This window comes from Streptomyces sp. NPDC048248, assembly GCF_043201875.1.
GTDB lineage: Bacteria > Actinomycetota > Actinomycetes > Streptomycetales > Streptomycetaceae > Streptomyces.
The window spans coordinates 145722-163337 of record NZ_JBICZL010000011.1 but is presented as its reverse complement, the minus strand read 5'-3'; the positions used below and the strand labels follow the sequence as shown (position 1 = coordinate 163337).

General features: G+C 71.7%; 16 protein-coding genes. 9 read left to right on the top strand and 7 right to left on the bottom strand.

Annotation, left to right across the window (positions count from 1 at the left end; translation table 11 throughout):
• Positions 1–89: 89 nt before the first annotated feature.
• Entirely contained in the window at positions 90–740 is a 651-nt protein-coding gene (locus tag ACGFZW_RS24925) for an NAD(P)-dependent oxidoreductase (protein WP_393895430.1), read from the bottom strand.
• Positions 741–862: 122 nt separating this feature from the next.
• Between ACGFZW_RS24925 and ACGFZW_RS24920 the strand changes: the two genes are divergently transcribed.
• Positions 863–1792, top strand: a complete 930-nt coding sequence (locus ACGFZW_RS24920; protein ID WP_393895429.1) for a helix-turn-helix domain-containing protein — start codon at positions 863–865, stop codon at positions 1790–1792.
• Between the two features lie 15 nt (positions 1793–1807).
• On the opposite strand, the gene ACGFZW_RS24915 is transcribed toward ACGFZW_RS24920, so the two are convergent.
• The gene (locus ACGFZW_RS24915) at positions 1808–2848 is read right to left on the bottom strand and encodes a LacI family DNA-binding transcriptional regulator (protein ID WP_393895428.1); all 1041 of its coding nucleotides are present in this window, start codon (positions 2846–2848) and stop codon (positions 1808–1810) included.
• Positions 2849–3148: 300 nt separating this feature from the next.
• On the opposite strand from ACGFZW_RS24915, the gene ACGFZW_RS24910 reads away from it, so the two are divergent.
• From ACGFZW_RS24910 to ACGFZW_RS24895, 4 genes are all read left to right on the top strand, one after another.
• Positions 3149–4456: an ABC transporter substrate-binding protein gene (locus ACGFZW_RS24910; protein WP_393895427.1), complete on the top strand. Its 1308-nt coding sequence runs from the start codon at positions 3149–3151 to the stop codon at positions 4454–4456.
• The gene (locus tag ACGFZW_RS24905; protein ID WP_393895426.1) at positions 4453–5427 is read left to right on the top strand and encodes a carbohydrate ABC transporter permease; all 975 of its coding nucleotides are present in this window, start codon (positions 4453–4455) and stop codon (positions 5425–5427) included. Before ACGFZW_RS24910 ends, ACGFZW_RS24905 begins: the two co-directional genes overlap by 4 nt.
• A 63-nt stretch (positions 5428–5490) precedes the next feature.
• Positions 5491–6393 (top strand): carbohydrate ABC transporter permease, encoded by a 903-nt coding sequence (locus tag ACGFZW_RS24900; RefSeq protein ID WP_393895562.1) that lies wholly within the window; start codon positions 5491–5493, stop codon positions 6391–6393.
• Positions 6394–6533: 140 nt separating this feature from the next.
• Positions 6534–7958, top strand: coding sequence for a GH1 family beta-glucosidase (locus ACGFZW_RS24895; protein ID WP_393895425.1), 1425 nt, complete (start codon positions 6534–6536; stop codon positions 7956–7958).
• Positions 7959–8058: 100 nt separating this feature from the next.
• On the opposite strand, the gene ACGFZW_RS24890 is transcribed toward ACGFZW_RS24895, so the two are convergent.
• The 3 genes from ACGFZW_RS24890 to ACGFZW_RS24880 all read right to left on the bottom strand — a co-directional run bounded on the left by ACGFZW_RS24890 (position 8059) and on the right by ACGFZW_RS24880 (position 11437).
• Complete coding sequence (locus ACGFZW_RS24890; protein WP_393895424.1) at positions 8059–9111, bottom strand: chitinase; 1053 nt, start codon at positions 9109–9111, stop codon at positions 8059–8061.
• Positions 9112–9347: 236 nt separating this feature from the next.
• Positions 9348–10748, bottom strand: coding sequence for an ATP-binding protein (locus ACGFZW_RS24885; RefSeq protein ID WP_393895423.1), 1401 nt, complete (start codon positions 10746–10748; stop codon positions 9348–9350).
• Entirely contained in the window at positions 10745–11437 is a 693-nt protein-coding gene (locus ACGFZW_RS24880; RefSeq protein WP_393895422.1) for a response regulator transcription factor, read from the bottom strand. Before ACGFZW_RS24880 ends, ACGFZW_RS24885 begins: the two co-directional genes overlap by 4 nt.
• A gap of 119 nt (positions 11438–11556) precedes the next feature.
• On the opposite strand from ACGFZW_RS24880, the gene ACGFZW_RS24875 reads away from it, so the two are divergent.
• Complete coding sequence (locus tag ACGFZW_RS24875; protein WP_393895421.1) at positions 11557–12129, top strand: hypothetical protein; 573 nt, start codon at positions 11557–11559, stop codon at positions 12127–12129.
• A 72-nt stretch (positions 12130–12201) separates the two neighbouring features.
• Here the strand turns inward: ACGFZW_RS24875 and ACGFZW_RS24870 are convergent, their stop codons facing one another.
• The gene (locus tag ACGFZW_RS24870; protein ID WP_393895420.1) at positions 12202–13062 is read right to left on the bottom strand and encodes a spermidine synthase; all 861 of its coding nucleotides are present in this window, start codon (positions 13060–13062) and stop codon (positions 12202–12204) included.
• Between the two features lie 173 nt (positions 13063–13235).
• The gene (locus ACGFZW_RS24865) at positions 13236–13514 is read right to left on the bottom strand and encodes a chaplin (protein WP_393895561.1); all 279 of its coding nucleotides are present in this window, start codon (positions 13512–13514) and stop codon (positions 13236–13238) included.
• Positions 13515–13761: 247 nt separating this feature from the next.
• Here ACGFZW_RS24865 and ACGFZW_RS24860 point away from each other — a divergent pair, with 247 nt between their 5' ends.
• The 3 genes from ACGFZW_RS24860 (at position 13762) to ACGFZW_RS24850 (ending at position 17607) form a co-directional block, all read left to right on the top strand.
• Positions 13762–14853, top strand: a complete 1092-nt coding sequence (locus ACGFZW_RS24860) for a hypothetical protein (protein WP_393895419.1) — start codon at positions 13762–13764, stop codon at positions 14851–14853.
• 112 nt (positions 14854–14965) lie between these two features.
• Positions 14966–16105, top strand: a complete 1140-nt coding sequence (locus tag ACGFZW_RS24855; RefSeq protein ID WP_393895418.1) for a glycosyltransferase — start codon at positions 14966–14968, stop codon at positions 16103–16105.
• Positions 16102–17607 carry an exopolysaccharide biosynthesis polyprenyl glycosylphosphotransferase gene (locus ACGFZW_RS24850; protein ID WP_393895417.1) on the top strand — a complete coding sequence of 502 codons (1506 nt, stop codon included), beginning with the start codon at positions 16102–16104 and terminating at the stop codon, positions 17605–17607. The genes ACGFZW_RS24855 and ACGFZW_RS24850 overlap by 4 nt, the downstream gene beginning before the upstream one ends.
• Positions 17608–17616 lie beyond the last annotated feature (9 nt).

Genomic DNA, 17616 nt, shown 5'->3' with positions numbered 1-17616 from the left:
GCTCCGGGCGCTCTCCGCTCCGGCCACTCCCCCGGCACCGCTAACTGCCGGCGCCGCCGCGGGCCGCGGCCGGTCGAGCGCACGGTGCGTCAGTAGGCGACGGTGAAGCGCTCACCGAGGTGGCGCGGCCGCTCGATCTCGTCGAGGACGGCGACGGCGTAGTCCTCGGTGGAGATTCGGCTCACGCCGTCCGCGTCGACGATCAGTTCGTCGGTGGCCGTGCGGTAGCTGCCGGTGCGCTCGCCGGGCTCGATGGTGGCGGCCGGGCTGAGGTTGGTCCAGCGCACGTCGGAGACGGTGCGGTAGTGCTCGAGCGCGTCGCCGTGCGCGTGCATGATCTGCAGCAGGAACTCGGGGAGACCTTCCGCGTCCCAGACCTGCTTGCCGTCGGGGGTGCGCAGCGAGCCGGCGCCGCCGACGGTGATCAGGCGGGGTGCCACGTCACCCAGGGTGCGCAGCCCTGCGACGAGGGACTCGGCCGCGGGTGCGATGGTGGCGAGGTGGCCCGGACCGTCGCCGCCGCCGACCGCGCTGACCAGGACGTCCTGCCCCTTGGCCGCCGCGGCGACGGAGGCCGGGTCGAGGATGTCGCCGGTGGTCACGGTCAGCTCGGGGTGGGTCGTGGTGATCTTCGCGGGATCGCGGACGACCGCGGTCACCCGGTGGCCGCGCCGCAACGCCTCCTGCAGGATGCGGCTGCCGATGGTGCCGTTGGCCCCGAACAGAGCGATCGTGGACATGGTGGGTCTCCCAGGTGTTCCGTGCGTCCGGTGAGGACTTCCGTTTTCGGTCATCAGCCTCGCTGATGTCTTCTACGCTAGGGTCATCAGCTGGACATTTCGGGGTACCCAGGAGACGGGTGATGGTTAAAAACCGACAGCGGAGCGGGGAGCCGGTCACCGAGATCCCGGAGGTGGCGTTCTCCGCGCCGGCCGGGCGGCCCGCGGGTGTGGAGGTGATGACGCTCGCCGAGCTGCGCGAGCGCGCCGACGCCTGCGGGCTGTCCACACCGCACCGCCCCGGGTTTCACCATCTGCTGGCCCTGAGCAGCGGCCGGCTGACGCACAGCGTCGACTTCCGCGAGCACCACCTCACCCCGGGTGATCTGCTTTGGTCGCGTCCCGGGCAGGTCCAGCACTTCGGCGACCTGACCCGGGCGGAGGGGCTGCTGGTGCTCTTCGAGGCCACCTTCCTCGACCCGGCCACCGCGGCCGCCGCCCGGATCGAGGACTGGTACGGGCCGGCCGTACGCCGCCCCGAGGGGGCCGCGGCGCGAGCGCTGGAGGAGGCGATGCGACAGCTGCACCGCGAGTTCGGCGCCCTGGGCGGGTTGCCGCTGGAGGTGCATCTCGAGGTGCTGCGGCATCTGCTGGCCGTGCTCGTGCTGCGGGCCGCGCATCCGGCCGGAGCGGTGGACACCGACAGGGAGGGGGCCTGTGAGGTGAGCGAGACCTATTTGCGCTTCCGGGACGCGGTGGAAAGGGAGTTCACCCGCAGCCGACGGGTCGCGGACTACGCACGGTCACTGGGCTACGCACCGCGCACCCTCTCCCGCGCGACCGAGGCCGCCGCCGGAGTCGGGGCGAAGGAGTTCATCGACCGCCGGGTGGTGCTGGAGGCGAAGCGGCTGCTGGCGCACGGTGACCGGTCGGCGGCCCGGATCGCGGACCGGCTGGGCTTCGCCGACGCGACCAACTTCAGCAAGTTCTTCCAGCGGCGGGCGGGCACCACCCCCATCGCCTTCCGGGCGGCGGTCCGGGGCGGCGCGGTGGCCGCCGGCTCTCCGGACTGACCGGATGCCCGCCGCTCAGGCCGAGGATCTGAGCACCAGCTCGGTGGGGAGCACCAACCGGGCCCCTGGCGAGTGGCGTTCGGCGATCTCACCCAGCAGGGCCCGCACCATCGCGCGGCCCATCTCCTCGATCGGCTGACGGACGCTGGTCAGCGGCGGCTCCATGTGGCGGGCGACCGGGGAGTCGTCGAAGCCGACCAGCGCGACATCGTCCGGGACCCGCCGGCCGCGCTCGCGCAGTACCGCGCGGGCCCCGGCGGCCATCACATCGGAGGCGGCGAACACCGCGTCCAGACCCGGATTGCGGTCCAGCAGATCAGCCATGGCGCGCCGGCCGCCCTCCTCGGTGAAGTCGGCGTGGGCGATCAGGGGTGGGGCGGGGTGGCGGTGGGCCGCGGCGGCCAGGGCCTGGCGGTAGCCGTCCAGGCGGCAGCGGGCGACGTACATGTCCAGCGGCCCGGTGATGGTGGCTATGGTGCGGCGGCCGGTGGCGAGGAGGTGCTCGGTGGCGGCCCTGGCTCCGCCGGCGTTGTCGGAGTCGACGTACGGCATGGATTCCCGGGCGGCGCGGCGGCCGCTGAGCACCGCCGGCAGGGCGAGCCGCTCCAGCAGGGCGGGGAGCGGATCGTCGGCGTGCACCGAGAGCAGCAGGACGCCGTCGACGCGGTGCGCGGTGAGGAACTGGCCCAGCCTGCGGCGCTCCTGGGGGGTGCCTATCAGGGTGAGCAGCAACTGGTACTCGGTAGCGGCGAGTTCGGCACTGACGCCGCGGATGATGCCGGAGAAGTAGGGCTCGGCGAACAACCGGGTCTCGGGCTCGGGGATGACCAGGGCGAGCGCGTCGGTGCGGTTGGCGGCCAGCGCGCGGGCGGCGCGGTTGGGGACGTAGCCCAGCTCGGCGACCGCGCGCTCGACGGCCTCGCGGGTGGCGGGGCGGACGCGGGGCGAGCCGTTGATGACGCGGGAGGCGGTGCCGCGACCGACGCCCGCGCGGGCCGCCACGTCCTCCAGGGTGGGGCGGCCCGTGCGCCGCCTGCCGTACGCCGCCACTGCCATGCTGACCGCCTCCGGGTTCCGGGACCGCGCCGAGCCGCAGCGGCCCCGCGCCACCCGGCGCGCGCTGCGTTCTTTCATTGAACACCGGAGCACTGACAGGGCGTGGGCCGGGTGTACCGCTCGGTAAGCGGCCATCGGCCAACTCCGGCCAGAGTCAAACGAGTTGACGCGCACTCCCTTGACAGCGCGCAGCGATGCGGTGACTCTTCAACTCATCACGGCTGGGAGCGCTCCCAAGGTATCGGATCCCTTCATCTCTCGTACGCACACCGTACGCGTCAGGGCACCAGGAGGACGCACATGCGCAGCGGTTCCACCCCACCACGCAAGCTGGTGATCCTCACCACCGTCGCCGCTCTGGGCGCCGCACTGCTCGCCGGCTGCGCCGACGACTCCGCCGGCGGCGACGACGGGGGCGAGACCACCGTCACCGTCGGCACCTTCGGCGTCTTCGGTTATCAACAGGCCGGTCTTTACAAGGAATACGAGAAGCTGCACCCCGGCGTGAAGATCAAAGAGAATGTGATCGAGCGCAACGACGCCTACTATCCGCAGCTGCTCACCCACCTCGCCGCGGGCAGCGGCCTGTCCGATGTGCAGGCCATCGAGGTCGGCAACATCAACGAGGTGGTCACCACCCAGGCCGACAAGTTCGAGGACCTCTCCCACGCCAAGGGTGTCGACAAGAGCCGCTGGCTGGACTGGAAATGGGCTCAGGCCACCACCGAGGACGGCAGGACGGTGGGGCTCGGCACCGACATCGGCCCCACCGCGATGTGTTACCGCAAGGACCTGTTCCGTGGGGCGGGGCTCCCCACGGAGCGCGAGCAGGTCGGCAAGCTGTGGGCCGGCGACTGGCAGAAGTACGTCGACACCGGCGCCGCGTACATGAAGAAGGCCCCGGAAGGGACGGTCTTCATGGACTCGGCGGCGGGGCTGTTCTCCGCCGTCTACAACGGCTACGCGGAGCGGTTCTACGACTCCGGCGGCAAGCTGATCCACCGGAACAGCCCCGCAGTGAAGACCGCCTGGTCGCTGGCGGTCCGTGCGGCGGAGGACAAGATGACCGCCCGGCTCAAGCAGTTCGAGAAGCCCTGGGACCAGGCGTTCGCCAACGGCAGGTTCGCGACGGTGGCCTGCGCTCCCTGGATGCTCGGCTACATCAAGGAGAAGGCCGGCGCGGCGGCCGAGGACAAGTGGGACGTCGCCCCCGCCCCCAGGCCGGGCAACTGGGGCGGCTCGTTCATCGGTGTGCCCAAGGCGGCGAAGCACAAGGCCGAGGCCGTGAAGCTGGCGGTCTGGCTGAGCGCCCCGGAGCAGCAGGCCAAGGTCTTCGCCGCGCAGGCCAGCATCCCCAGCACCCCGGCCGCCTACGACCTGCCCGAAGTGAAGAACGCCAGGAACCCCTACTTCGGCGACGCCCCGACCGGCATGATCTTCTCCGCCGCGGCCAGGGACATCCCGACGCTGGTGCTCGGCCCCAAGGACCAGCAGATCGGCAATGCCTTCACGGATGTCGGCATTCTGCAGGTCGAGCAGCAGGGCAAGTCTCCCGCGGCCGGCTGGCGCGCGGCGCTCAAGGAGGTCGAAAGCGCGGTGGACGGGTGACCGGCACCGCCGTAGGAGCCTGCGCGGAACCGGCGGCGGACCACAAGGAGGCCCGCCGCCGTGCCCGGCGAAGTCGCCGCTACCGCTGGGACGTGCGCTACAGCCCCTACGCCTTCATCGCACCGTTCTTCCTCTTCTTCGTCGCCTTCGGGCTCTTTCCGCTCCTCTATACGGGGTGGGCCTCGCTGCACCGGGTGGAGCTCTCGGCGCCCGGTGACATGGAGTGGGCCGGGCTGCACAACTACACCCGGCTGCTGGAGGACGAGTTCTTCTGGAACGCGCTGCGCAACACCTTCACCATCGGGGTGCTGTCGACCGTGCCGCAGCTGCTGATGGCCCTCGGTCTCGCGCATCTGCTCAACCACCGGCTGCGCGGTTCGTCCTTCTTCCGCGTCGCCCTGCTGACCCCGTACGCCACGTCGGTGGCAGCAGCGACGCTGGTGTTCGTGCTGCTCTTCGGGCGGGACTACGGGATGATCAACTGGGCGCTCGGGGCGGTCGGCTTCGAGCCCGTCGACTGGCAGAGCGGCACCCTGGCCTCACAGCTCGCCGTCTCCTCGATCGTGATCTGGCGCTGGACGGGCTACAACGCTCTGATCTATCTGGCCGCGATGCAGGCGATCCCCCGGGATCTGTACGAGTCCGCGGCCCTGGACGGCGCCGGCAGCGGCCGGCAGTTCCTCCATGTGACCGTGCCCTCGCTCCGGCCGACGATCCTCTTCACGGTCGTCGTCTCCACGATCGGCGCGATGCAGCTCTTCGGCGAACCACTGCTCTTCGGCGGCTCCGCCGGCCACAAGGGCGGCGCCTCGCACCAATTCCAGACCCTGGGCCTCTATCTCTACGACCAGGGCTGGTTCAACTTCCATCTCGGCCGGGCCTCCGCCGTCGCCTGGGCGATGTTCCTGATCCTGCTGCTGATCGCCGCGGTGCATCTGCTGATCGCGCGGCGGCTGCGCAGGGATCGGTGAGGAGACACTGTGCTGCTCAAGGCCGAGGCAAGCGAGCACCGGGACGGGCCGCGGCAACCGGTCCTGCCGACAGACGGGAAACGGCGGGGCCGCCGGCGCACCGGCGGTCGTCGGACGGGCGGACGGCGCGGGGGCGACGAGGGCAGCCGGGCCCTGCGCGGCGGACCGCTCACCCTCGCCGTGCTGACGCTGTTCAGCGTCGGTTCGCTCTTCCCGCTGGTGTGGACGGCGATCGCCGCCTCCCGCGACAGCGGCCGGCTCGCCCGGACACCGCCGCCGTTCTGGTTCGGCTCCGGCCTGCTGAAGAATCTGGGGACTGCCTGGACCGACGCCAACATGGGCCTGGCGCTGGCCAATACGACGGTGGTGGCCGGCACCATCGCACTGGGCACCGTGCTCTTCTCGACGCTCGCCGGCTTCGCCTTCGCCAAACTGCGGTTCCGGCTGAAGAACCTGCTGTTGATGCTGGTCATCGGCACGATGATGATCCCGCCGCAACTCGGTGTCGTACCGCTGTTCATGACCATCGCCGAGCTGGAGTGGACCAATCACCTGCAGGCGGTGATCCTGCCGACGCTGGTGAGCGCCTTCGGGGTGTTCTTCATGCGGCAGTACCTGATCCAGGCGCTTCCGTCGGAGCTGGTCGAGGCCGCGCGGGTGGACGGCGCGAGCAGCCTGCGGGTGGTGTGGCACATCGTCCTGCCGGCCGCCCGCCCCGCGATGGCCGTCCTGGGGATGCTGACCTTCGTCCAGGCATGGAACGACTTCTTCTGGCCGATCATCGCGCTCACCCAGGAGAACCCCACCGTGCAGGTCGCGCTGACCGGCCTGGGCCGCGGCTACGTCCCCGACCAGGCCGTGATCATGGCGGGCGCGCTGCTGGGCACCTTGCCGCTGCTGCTCGCGTTCGTGCTCTTCGGCCGGCAGATCGTCGGCGGAATCATGCAGGGCGCGGTCAAGGGGTGAGGTGTCCGCCCCCTCGGCTCCCCCGCCCTCTCCTTCCTCCTTCTCCCCTGCTTTCCCCTGCTTCCCTGCTGGCCCTCGCCCTGTCGCCACCCCCTCGGGTCGCCGGGCGTCCCGTCCCTGACACCGAACAGGAGCACCTCATGACCCATCGCTTTCCCCCTGGCTTCCTGTGGGGCTCGGCCACCGCCGCGTACCAGGTCGAGGGGGCGGCGCGGGAGGGCGGCCGCACCCCTTCGATCTGGGACACCTTCGCCCACACCCCCGGAAAGGTCCTCGCCGGCGACACCGGTGACATCGCCGTCGACCACTTCCACCGCAGCTCCGAGGACGTGGCCCTGATGGCCGAACTCGGGCTGAGCGCCTACCGCTTCTCCGTCTCCTGGTCCCGGGTGCAGCCCACCGGCCGCGGCCCCGCCCTCCAGCGCGGCCTGGACTTCTACCGGCGGCTGGTCGACGACCTCCTCGACAACGGGATCAGCCCGATGCTCACCCTCTACCACTGGGACCTGCCCCAGGAGCTGGAGGCCGACATCCATGGCGGGTCCGCCGCCGGGGGCGGTTGGCCGCACCGGGACACGGCCTACCGCTTCGCCGACTACGCGGCGATCGTGGCCGAGGCGCTGGGCGACCGCGTGGAGTTGTGGACGACCCTCAACGAGCCGTGGTGCAGCGCCTTCCTCGGCTACGCGTCGGGCGTGCATGCTCCGGGACGTACGGATCCGGTCGCCGCCCTGCGCGCCGCGCACCACCTCAACCTCGCGCACGGTCTCGCCGCCCGGACACTGCGCGAGACGCTGCCGGCCCGCGCCGACATCATGATCAGCCTCAACCCCGCGGTGGTGCGGGCGCGTTCGTCCGCGCCTGCCGACGTCGATGCTCAGCGGCAGATCGACGCGCTGGCGACGCGTATCTTCACCGGGCCGCTGCTGCACGGTGCGTATCCGGACGACCTGCTCGCGGACACCGCACCCCTCACCGACTGGTCGTTCGTGCACGACGGCGATCTGGCCATCGCCCACCACCCCCTCGACGCGCTGGGCATCAACTACTACACACCGTCATTGGTATCAGGCAGCACCGACAACGCCCCTCCGCGCCATGACGGCCACGGCGCCGGCAGCCGATCGCCGTGGGCGGGCGCCGAGCACGTCGCCTTCCACCAACCGCCGGGCGAGCGCACCGAGATGGGCTGGTCCATCGATCCGTCGGGCCTTTACGACCTGCTGTTGCGCTTCCACCGCGAGGCCCCGGGCCTGCCCCTTCACATCACCGAGAACGGCGCCGCCTTCGACGACAAGCCCGACGCCGAGGGAGCAGTGCACGACCCGGAGCGCATCGCCTACCTGCGCGGCCACCTCCTCGCCGCCCACCGGGCGCTCGCTGCGGGCGTCGATCTGCGCGGGTACTTCCTGTGGTCGCTGCTGGACAATTTCGAGTGGTCCTACGGCTACAGCAAACGATTCGGCGCGGTGTACGTGGACTTCCCGACGCAGACGCGTACGCCGAAGTCCAGCGCCCGGTGGTACGCAGGGGTGGCCCGCGCCAACGCGCTGCCGGACAGCTGACGGACCGTGGCGCCCCGGGCAGGACGACGGGGCGCAGCGGGTGGGGGAATGCCGCTGCGCCCCGTCCGGGGGCTGCCGGGGAACGCCCGGCAGCACGGGATCAGCCGGTGTACGCCCCGAACGCCTTGGTGAAGTCCAGCGGACCCTGCTCGATCGAGCTGCAGGTCGGCTGCGCGGAGTTCGACGCGCGGCCCTCACATGCCTTGTCGCGGGTCGAGGACCACATCGACAGCCAGCCCAGGTGCTTGTCCTGGGCGAACTTCACCAGCTCGGTGGCGTCATCGACCTTGAAGACCTCGTTCTGGACGTCGTTGACGCCGATCATCGGGGTCACGGCGACGGTCTTCCAGGCGTCCGCTTCGCTCAGCCCGAGGGCCTCCTTGATCTGCGCCTGGGTGGCGGTGGCGGCCTTGGTGGCGTAGGTGCCCATGTCCCCGTCGTAGGAAGGGCCGTAGTCCATCGCCATGATGTTGACGGCGGAGATGTCGACGCCGTTCTTCTTGGCGTCAGCGACGAGCTTCACGCCGTCCGGGGTCAGCCCCTCCGGCATCACCGGCAGGGTGAAGGAGACATCCAGGTCCGGGTGCTTTTTCTGCAGCTGGGCGATGGCCTGGGCGCGGCGGGTGTTGGCCGCGGTGTCGGGAAGCGCGCCGCCCTCGATGTCGAAGTCGACCTTCTTGAGCTCGAACCGGTCGATGACCTTGCCGTAGGCGGCGGCCAGTTCGTCGGCGGACCCGCAGGCCAGCCCCAGCTCCGAGCCGTTGGCGCCGCCGAAGGAGACCCGGACGTCGCCGCCCGCCGCCCGCAGGTCGGGTATCTGCTTGGCGACGGGGTCGTCGTCCAGCGCGCCGGAGCCGCCCCACTTGGGGTCGCAGCCGCCGCCGGAGGTGATGAACGCGAGGTTGAAGTTCTTCACCCCGGTCTTCTCGGCCGTGCCGAGGAGGTCGTAGGCGGGGGCGAGGGAGGTGTCGACGAACGGGGCGAAGGCGGCGGACGCCTTCGCGGTGCCGGCGTCGCCGCTGTGCGGTGCCTTGGTGGCCATGGCCGATCCGGTGACGGCGATCGCGCCGCCCGCCGCCACAGCGGCGGCCACGGCGGCGCCGATCAGCTTGGTGGTGCGGCTCATACGCCGGCGGTGTTCCGAGGAACTCATCTCGTGCCTGCCTGTCGTCACGTGGGGGGTATCGGGTGCTCCCGCACGCTAGCGACTGCGAAACGGACAATTACCCGTTTCCGTACGGCCGTTGGCGGACTTATGGACCTCTTAAGGCAGCGGAAGGGAGCGCTTAAGCGCGGGCGTCCCGCCGCCCTTCCGGCGGCTCGTCAAAGGCGCGCGTCCGCTCCCGGTATCCGGCAGCCATCCCAGGGCGCGCGCCGTCGCGGCAGCCGTCAGACCCGGCTCGCCGCCCGCTTGCCACGGCTGCCGAGCGTGCGCCGCAGGCGGTGCCCGCGCCGCTCTCCATGGCGTGCGCGGCGGTCGTCAAGCGCCAGCCAGACCCGCACCTCGGTGCCGCCCAGGACCGAGCGGCCGATGCGCACATCACCGCCGGTCGACTCGGCCAGCCGCCGCACGATGTCGAGCCCGAGGCCGGTGGAGCCGTCCCCGCCGCCGCCGTGACCGCGCCGCAGCGCCGCGTCCGGGTCGGGGATGCCTGGCCCGGCATCCGAGACCAGCACGATCACCGCTTCCTCTGCGTTGTGGACGTCCACGGCGAAGGCCGTGCCCTCGGGGGTGTGCCGGAAGACGTTGCCGAGCATCGCGTCCAGCGCCGCGGTGAGATCGGGCCGTGCGACGGGGACGCGTACCGGTCGGTCGGCACCGGCCACGCGCACGGTGCGCCCCTCGTCCTCGGCGAGCGCCGACCAGAAGCCCATCCGCTCGCGGATCACCTCGGCCGCGTCGCAGCCGGCCGCCGCCGCGGCCTGCTGTGTCTGCGCCTTCTGTTCGCGTGCGGTGCGGATGATCTGGTCGACCTCGCGCTCCAGCTGCTCGACGGCGGCTCTGGTCTGCTCGGCGGCCGGGCCGTCACCGAGCGAGGCGGCGTTCAGCCGGAGCACGGTCAGCGGTGTCCGCAGCCGGTGCGAGAGGTCGGCGGCCAGCTCACGCTCGTTGGCCAGCAGCTGGACGACCTGGTCGGCCATGGAGTTGAAGGCGACCGCCGCGGACCGCAGCTCCTTGGGTCCGTCCTCCGGGACGCGGACGCCCAGTTCACCCTTGCCCAGGTCGTGCGCGGCGCCGGCCAGCCGTTCGGCGGGCCGCACCATCCGGGTGCCGAGGCGGTCGGCGACGGCGACCGAGCCGACGATGAGCGCGAGCCCGACGCCGGCGAGGACCACCCAGGAGGTCGTGACGCCGTTGGTGAGGGCGTCATCGGGGACGTAGACCTCGACGACGGCGATACCGGACGCCACAGCGGTCGGCTGGAGCAGCGAGGAGCCGCCGGGTACCGGTGAGATGGAGGCCCGGCCGAGCCGGGCCGCGGAGGCGACATCCTCGGGTGCGGCCCGCCGGGAGCCGATCTCGGCGGGCTTGCCGCCCTTGGCGCCGGGCGGCACATGCACCCCGATCCGGCCACCTGCGCCGGTCTCGGCGCTGGCGACGGCCCGCTCCAGCTGGGCGCGGTCGGAGGTGATGGCGAGCACCGGGCCGATGGTGGCGGCCTGCCGCTCGGCGTTGGAGAACGCGCGGTCGCGCGCCATCTCCTTGACGACGAGCCCGAGCGGAACGGCGAAGGCGACCACGACCATGGCGGTGACGGCCAGGGCCACCTTGACCAGGGCCCATCTCACAGCGGGGGCTCCAGCTTCACGCCGACGCCGCGCAGGGTGTGCAGATAGCGCGGGTTCGCGGCGGTTTCACCCAGCTTCCTGCGCAGCCACGAGAGGTGGACGTCGATGGTCTGGTCGTCGCCGTAGGACTGCTGCCAGACCTCGGCGAGCAGTTCCCTGCGTGCCACGACGACGCCGGGGCGACCGGCGAGGAACGCCAGCAGGTCGAATTCCCTGCGGGTCAGGTCGAGTGCGGCCCCGTCCAGTTCGGCCTGCCGGCGCAGCGGGTCGATGGCGAGCCCGCCTACCCGGATCACTCGTGAGGGCGGTTCTGCGCCGGCCGTGGTGGCACGGGAGCGACGCAGTACGGCCGCCATCCGGGCCGAGAGGTGCTCCACGGAGAAGGGCTTGGTGAGGTAGTCGTCGGCGCCGTCGTTCAGCAGCCGGACGATTTCCGTCTCGTCGTCCCGCGCTGTGGCGATGATCACCGGTACGTCGGTGATCCCGCGCAGCATTTTCAGCGCCTCGGACCCGTCCAGGTCGGGCAGTCCCAGGTCGAGGATGACGACGTCGAAGCCGACGTGCGCCACCTCGCGCAGCGCCTCCAGAGCGGTGCCGACGCTCCGTACGGTGTGGGATGCCTCGGTCAGATGCCGGATGAGGGCCGAGCGTACGAACTGATCGTCCTCGACGACGAGCACACGAGCCATGGGCGGCACCGTACGCCATCCGAGCGGCTTTCCTTACCCGGGGTTGACGCCCGCGCGGCGGTTGACCGCGGTCACGGAGGGGCTGCGACCCGGCGGGCGGGTGGTGCAGTATGAGCCAAATGCAACGAGGACTGGTTCACGCCGCGGCCTGGACGCTGGCGACGGGCGCCGCGGTCACGCTGTCGTGGTTCGGCGTGCACACCGTGCTGTCCGGCACGGCGTACGACGCACCGCGCGCGCTGCCCCTCTCCGACCGGGCGCCCTCCGCGGGGAGCGGGCCGGACACCGATATTTCGCCGCGTTCCTCCTCCACCCACCGGCCGAAGCCGTCCGCTCCGTCCGACGAGGACGCCTCACCGTCGGACGCGAAGGCGTCGCAGCCGTCGGTGCCCTCCCATTCCGCGGGCGCCGGGTCGCGCGGGCCCTCCCCCACCTCGCCGGGAAGTTCGTCGCCGGCCGGGGGTGGCCAGATCAGGAGCTACTCCACACAGGGCGGCCGGGTCGTCTTCGACATGGGCACCGCTTCGGCCCAGCTGGTGTCGGCGACCCCGAACTCCGGCTGGGAGATGCAGGTGTGGAAGCAGGAGAAGTGGATCCGTGTGGACTTCACCGGCGGCGGCGCCCACACGTCCGTGATCTGCACCTGGAACGATCACCCGCCGACCGTGGTGACCAGCAACAACGCGACGTAGCAGGCGGTTTGACCTGCCTCCGCCCGTCGGGTGAGGAGAGGCGCCCCTCACCACGGGTGCGTTCGCGCCGCCTCAGTCGAAGACCTCCGGGGGCGGAGGCGGCGAGGCCACCGCGGTGTCGTCGGTGACCGCCGCCGCACCGCCGGTGAAGTCCAGCAGCGCCCGTCCGTGTTCGACCCGGCCCGCCTGCGGGTCGGTCGCCGCCCGCCGGGTCAGGTCGGCGAACGGCAGCTGTCCATCGGCCGCCAGCAGGATGGCGTTGCCGAAGCGCTTGCCGCGCAGGACGGCGGGGTCGGCGGTCAGGCACAGCTCCGGAAATATCGTATGGACGGTGGCGATCTGGCCCCGCAGGAACCGCAGCGGCGGCCCGTCCGCGAGGTTCGCCGCGTACCAGCCGCCCGGCCGCAGCGCCCGCCTGACCTCTCCCACGAACTCCGCACTGGTCAGATGCGCGGGCGTGCGGGCCCCGCTGAAGACATCGGCGATGATCAGGTCGGCCCAGCCGTCCGGGACCTTCGCCAGTCCCGCACGTGCGTCACCGCCGCGCACCCGGATCCGCCAGCCGCTCTCCAACGGCAGTACGCGGCGCACGAGTTGCACCAGCGGCGCGTCGATCTCGACGACCTGCTGTGTGGAGCGCGGACGGGTCGCCGCGACATAGCGCGCCATGGTCAGCGCACCGCCGCCCAGGTGCACGACCTGGAGCGGTTTGCCGGACGGCGCGGCCAGATCCACGAGGTGCCCGAGCCGACGCTGGTAGGCGAAGTCGAGGTACGCCGGGTCGTCGAGGTCGACATGGGACTGCGGGGCGCCGTCGATCAGCAGCGTGAAGCCGCGCGGCCGGTCACGGTCGGGGCGCAACTGCGCGAGCCCGCCGTCCACCGTCTCCTCGACGGTCTCCGGGCCGCCGCGCCCGCGCCTGTTTTTCGCCATACCCCCAGTATGGCGCCCGGTCCGGGAGCCGTATCCGCTGGTCAGCACCGGGGTACGGGCACCTGCTCACACGCACGGCGATGCGGTGGGCCGCCACGGCCGAAGTCGTGGACGGCCCACCGCTGTACAAGCTCACCGCGCCGGCCGGACACCCTCCCGGACCGGCGGCCGGATCACTTGTTGACGCAAGAGTTTCCGAAGGCCGGGTTCAGCAGCGCGAGGATGTTGACCGTGTTGCCGCACACGTTGATCGGGATGTGCACGGGAACCTGGACGACGTTCCCGCTCAGGAAACCCGGGGAGTGCGAGGCGCGGGCCTTGGCCGTCGCGCCGCCCTTGCCGCCCTTGTGGTGGTGGTGACCACCGTTGGTGGCCGATGCGACACCGGCGCCACCGATCACCATCGCGCACGTGACGGCAGCCGCCGAGGCGGTCTTGGCGAAGCGCTTCATCATCAATCTCCTTTCAGTTCACGAATGGGGCACCGCACTCAACGAGCGAATTACGGCATGGATGCGGGGCGTTCGGCCGTCCGGTAAAACGTTCTTCCGGACGCCGGCCCGCACACCGCCACCCTCCGCAGTCCGCTATTCCGACGATGGAATCCCGCACGGACTCACGGCGTGCCTCCCGCAATTTCCAACAGGCTTAATGTCAGAGTGCTCTCCTGTTTGACTGATAGAAGTCGGAGAGGAAGACATGCGGAAGTCGATGGGCCTCACCGGGCGTGGTGTCGTATGTGCGCTCGTGTCCGTGACACTGTCGGCCACCCTGTCTTCGGCGGCGGCGGCGCCGGCCCCCGAGGAATCCTCACGCATTCCCTTCGCGGAGCGCTACCGCGCCGTCCAGCACGGCGGGATCGCACGTGCGGCCAACTCCTCGATCACCTGCGGGGCGGCGGCGACCGGAACGGCCGCGCCCTGCTCGGGAGCCCAGCAGGGCGGCCCCGGCGTCAACGGCCATTACAGAATGGCGTATATCGACGTCGACTCCGACCCGAACACCTACAACTCCAGCAGCGCCGACCTGCGGTTGCCGGCCGACTCCCGGGTGAGTTACGCCCGGCTGTACTGGGGCGGCAATCTCCGGGTCGGTGAGCAGAAGCCGCCCAAGGACAACGAGCGGGTGCTCATCGCCGAGCCCGGCGGCCGGTACAAGCAGGTGCTCGCCGACACCGTGACCGGACACCGCACCACGTCCAGGACCGATGGCTTCCAGGCGTCGGCGGACGTCACCAAGCTGGTGCGCGACAGCGGGTCCGGCGCGTACACGGTGGCGCAGATCAATGTCGCGATGGGCCATTCCCCGGCAGGGGCGTGGGGCGGCTGGACGCTGGTCGTCGCGTACGAGAACGCCCGGGAGCCGTTGCGCAGTCTGGCACTGTGGGACGGCTTCCAGCCGCTGGGCAAGAAGCAGCCCGCGCTCTCGGTGGGACTGGACAAACTGCGGATCCCGGCGAATGCGAGCGGCAGCGCCGGCGTGGTCGCCTATAACGGCGACCGGGGCGAGGGAAATGACGGGCTGAGCGTCGCGGCCGACCAAGGACCACCGGTTTCCCTGACGGATTCCGCCAACCCGGCTAATGATGTGATGAATTCGACGATCACGGATTACGGTCGGGATACGGTCCGCCTGCCCGCGTACCGGAATACCCTCGGATTCGACTCCGACGTTTTCGACATCAAGTCGGCCCTCCGGTCCGGTGGCGACCGCCTCACTTTCCGCTTCGACCCCCGCGATGCGGGATACCTGGTCGGCGCGCTCTTCGTCCAGGCCGAGAGCAGGCGCTGAACGGCGTGTCCCGGAAATTCCCGTAGAGAGTTCTGTCAGCTCGGTAATCAGGGGAGCAGTGCGCGTGCTGCCGCATGACTTGCAGTCCGAACAGCGGCCTACGATCCTCCATGTGTCCCAGCCCGTCGACGGCGGGGTCGCCCGCGTCGTCGCCGACCTGGTGCGGGCCCAAGTGGCCGCCGGCCTGCGGGTCGTGGTGGCCGCGCCGCCCGGCGGCGGGCTGCACGGTGACGCGGCGGCGGCCGGGGCGGAAGTCGTCCCGTGGTGCGCGAGCCGGTCCCCCGGGCCGACGCTGCCGGGTGAGACGCGGCGGCTTGCCGGGGTGATCCGGCGCACCCGTCCCGACCTCGTCCATGCGCACAGCGCCAAGGCGGGGCTCGCCGCCCGGCTGGCCGTCCGCGGCCGGATTCCGACCGTCCATCAGCCGCACGCCTGGTCCTTCGAGGCCGTCGGCGGACCGACGGCACGCCTCGCGCTCGCGTGGGAGCGGTATGCCGCGCGCTGGTCGGACCGGGTGCTGTGCGTGAGCGAGGCGGAGCGGCTGCGTGGTGCGGAGGCCGGCGTGGCGGCCCGGTGGGCGGTGATCCGCAACGGCGTGGATGTGGAACGTTACGCACCCGGCAGTTCGGACGTCAGGGCCCGGCGGCAGCTGCGCGCCTCGCTGCCCGCCGTGAGTGAACTTCCCCCCGACACACCCCTGGTGGTGTGTGTGGGGCGATTGTGTCCACAGAAGGGCCAGCTCACCCTTTTGCAGGCGTGGCCCGAGGTCGCCGCGGCGGTGCCCGGTGCCCGGCTCGTGCTGGTCGGTGACGGACCGGACCGGCAGCTGCTGCACGAGGCCGCACCCCCTGGTGTGCTGTTCGCGGGCGCGGCCGAGAACACGGCCCCCTGGTACCGCGCGGCAGATCTCGTGGTGCTGCCGTCGCGCTGGGAAGGCATGGCGCTGGCCCCACTGGAGGCGATGGCCTGTGCCCGCCCGGTGGTGGTCACCGATGTGTGCGGTGCCCGGGAGAGTCTGCCGCCCCAAGCGGCGTCCTCCTGCCTGGTACCGCCGGAGGACCCGGCCGCCCTGGCCCGGGCCCTGTGCGGGTTGCTGACCCGCCCTCAGCTGTGCGTGACGCTGGGCCACCGGGCCCTGGAGCACGTGCGGACCACATACGACGTGCGGCGTACAGCGGCAGCGGTTCTGGATCTCTACCGCGAACTGCTCGGACTGCCGTGCCCCGAGAACAGGGAGCAGAGCAGGCGATGACGACCGAGAGCGCGGACGCGACCCATACCGCCCGGGTCCTGCCCCGGTCCACAGCCACCCGGCCGCAGGCCGCCGCGGTCTATCCACCGCGGCGGCCGGGCCACGACCACACCTCACCACCGACGCGGGCCGGCCGCGCCGCCCGGCACGGGACCACCGCCCCGCTGATGGCCGCGGACTGCCTGGCCACCGCCGGTGCCGCCTTCCTCGTACGGGACCCCGGCCCGACTCTGGCGCTGCTCGGCCCCATGGTGCTGTGCCTGGTGCTGCTCAACGCCCACGCCGGGCTCTACCGTCCCGGCCTCGTCCCGACCGCGCTGGGTGACCTGCCGGCACTGCTGGGCCGGGCCGCTGTCTGCTGGTGCGTGGCGGCCGCGGCACTGGCCGCCATGACCGCGGGCCAGGCGCTGCGCCCGGACGCGCTGCTGTGGGCCGTCTCGGCACACGTCGCTCTGGCGTGCGGCGGCCGGGCCGCGGTCTACCGGGCACGGCGCGGCGCCGCCCGCCGCAGGCCACGCTCCACGCTGATCATCGCCCCCGACCCGGCCGCCCGCCGGCTCTCCGCCGCGCTGCACGCCCACCCGGAATACGGCATGCGCCCGGTCGGCGTGGTCGTCCCTGGCTCCGCCGTGCCGGGCGCGCCCGCGGCGCCCACGGAGGGCGGCGCGGCTCCCCTGCCCCGCCTCAACTCGCCCGACGACATCGCCCGCGCCGTCCTCCAGAACACCGTGCGCGACGCGGTGTTCATGCTGCCTCCGCACGCCGATCCGCAGACCTCTGCCCTGCTCCAGCGGTTCCTCGACCAGGGCATCGCGGTCTGGCTCGCGGGCGCTGCCGTCCCGCACGACGGCCGGCCGCCGCAGCGCGACACCGAGCACCTGTGGGGCTTCACCTGCCGCCGGCTGGAGAACCCCGCACCGCGGCACGGCGGCTGGGGCAAGCGACTGCTGGACATCGTCCTGGCCGCGCTCGCGCTGTCGGTGGCCGCGCCCGTGCTGCTGGGCTGCGCGGTGGCGGTACGGCTCTCCGACGGGCCCGGCGTGATCTTCCGGCAGGAGCGGATCGGCCGGCACGGCCGCGCCTTCACCCTGCTCAAGTTCCGTACGCTGCGGCCCTGCAACGCGCACGAGTCGGCGACGTTGTGGAGCGTGGCCGACGACCGGCGGATGAGCGCGGTCGGCCGGCTGCTGCGGCGCTCCTCGCTGGACGAGCTGCCCCAGTTGTGGAACGTCCTGCGCGGCGACATGAGCCTGGTCGGACCCCGCCCCGAACGCCCCTACTTCGTCGAGCAGTTCAGCCAGCGCTACCCGGAGTACGGCGCCCGGCACCGGATGCCGGTGGGCATCACCGGCCTGGCTCAGGTGCACGGGCTGCGCGGGGACACCTCCATCGAGGACCGGGCGCGTTTCGACAACCTCTACATCGACAGCTGGACCCTCTGGCAGGACGTCCGGATCATGCTGCGTACGGCGTCCTCGCTGTTCCGGCTGGAGGGCAGGTGAGCGCGGGAG